Annotated in this window: 1 protein-coding gene; it reads right to left on the reverse strand. The window is 57.1% G+C overall.

Annotation, left to right across the window (positions count from 1 at the left end; all coding sequences use genetic code 11):
- On the reverse strand, positions 1 to 1,619 hold a 1,619-nt coding region (locus tag G404_RS20695; RefSeq protein ID WP_028642171.1), incomplete at both ends, for a beta strand repeat-containing protein.

The raw sequence follows: 1,619 nt of genomic DNA on the forward strand, positions 1-1,619 counted from the left end.
ACACCCGTATCGATAACGGAAACCGTGCCCGCGGGCGCCGTGACCTGACCAATCGTGGTGACCCCCTGGTCGGTCACGCTGATGTTCGTGCCGCCATTGATGATAACAGCCGCGCCAACGCCGGTGTCAGACACCGACACATTGTCCGCTATACGCTGAACCACATTAACCTGGCCCGTTGCATCAACAATATCGATGTCACCCGCACCCGATACCCCTGTGACTGTAACGACGCCGCCATTGGTCACCGTGACCGCGCCGTCCGACGTGATCAAATCGGTGGTCCCGCCTGTCACCGACACTGCGCCATTGCTGCCAGTGTCGTTGACTGTGACCGTGCCGCTGGCGGACGTAGTCGCGCCGATCGTGGTCGTGCCGTGGTCGCTAACGGTGACGTCGGTGCCGCCGTTGATCACAACATTGGCGTTGGCCGTGGCGTCATTCACCGTGATCGTATTGTCCGCGATACCAGTCTGACCGGTTACAGCCGGAGTACCGGGTGTTCCCGGCTGATAATGGTTTATGGGGAAAACAGTCGCAGGGTAAGTTACTGGTATTGTCCCGACACCGCCGACACCATACACAGTGAGTGTATTGTAATAAGTCAACTGACTTGCATAATTACCAAAATGACCAATCATTTCATAATCTGGACCATTTATATTTACATACTGGCCCGGCATTAGATGGGAAAGATCGTTCATAATTTCAGCGTATACAGTCGAATTGAAATACCCTGAATTTAAAAATATACTTACGCCACCGAAAGAAAGACCGTTAATCGCTGGTGTAAAAGGTATATTGACAATATCCAATTCTTGAACAGCATTGGTCGGAGCAACTGCCGCAATCGCATTGACGGCGGCGATAGAACCGGTTTCATTCACCGTTACCGACGTTGCCGTGGTGTTCACGTTGACTACGCCCAAGGTCGTGGTCACGGCCGTCGTTGAGCCAGACTGCGGGGCCGCAATCGCCTGCGAAACGGCGTTGAGGTTGATCGCCACTGTGGCGCCGCCATCCACCGTGACCGATCCACCGGTCGCGCCAGCCGACAGGTTCTGCGTGACGTTGACGTTGCCGGTGGGTGGCCCCTGGTCACCCACCAGAATGGCCCCGACCGCGCCCGTCTGAACGATCGTGACATCCGATCCGCCTTCGACCGTGACAGCACCACGCCCGGTATCCGTAACAGAGATTGCTCCCGCGGTTCCGCCAACCACAACGTTGCCGTCCTGCGACGTCACAACAGTGTCCGAACTTCCGCCATAGATACTGACGGCGCCAGATCCTGTGCCGCCGACCGTCACTGAAAGCTGCCCGGATGAATAATCGTCAATTACGCTTCCAAGAGCGTGGATCGTGACATCTGTCCCATGGATGAGCGTCACAGCGGCGCCGGCGCCCGTGTCGTTGATGTCAACCTGACCGGCAGGGCCAGTATTTACACCAATCGTGGTCGTGCCTTGGTCGGTCACGCTGATGTTCGTGCCGCCGTCGATGGCAACAGCCGCGCCAACGCCGGTGTCAGACACTGCCACGTTGCCACCATCGCCCTGATTGACCGTCACAGCACCGGTCGCATTGGTAACTGTGATGTCGCCAGCAACCGACCCGGA

Origin of the sequence: Novosphingobium acidiphilum DSM 19966 (genome assembly GCF_000429005.1) — a bacterium.
GTDB classification, from domain to species: domain Bacteria; phylum Pseudomonadota; class Alphaproteobacteria; order Sphingomonadales; family Sphingomonadaceae; genus Novosphingobium; species Novosphingobium acidiphilum.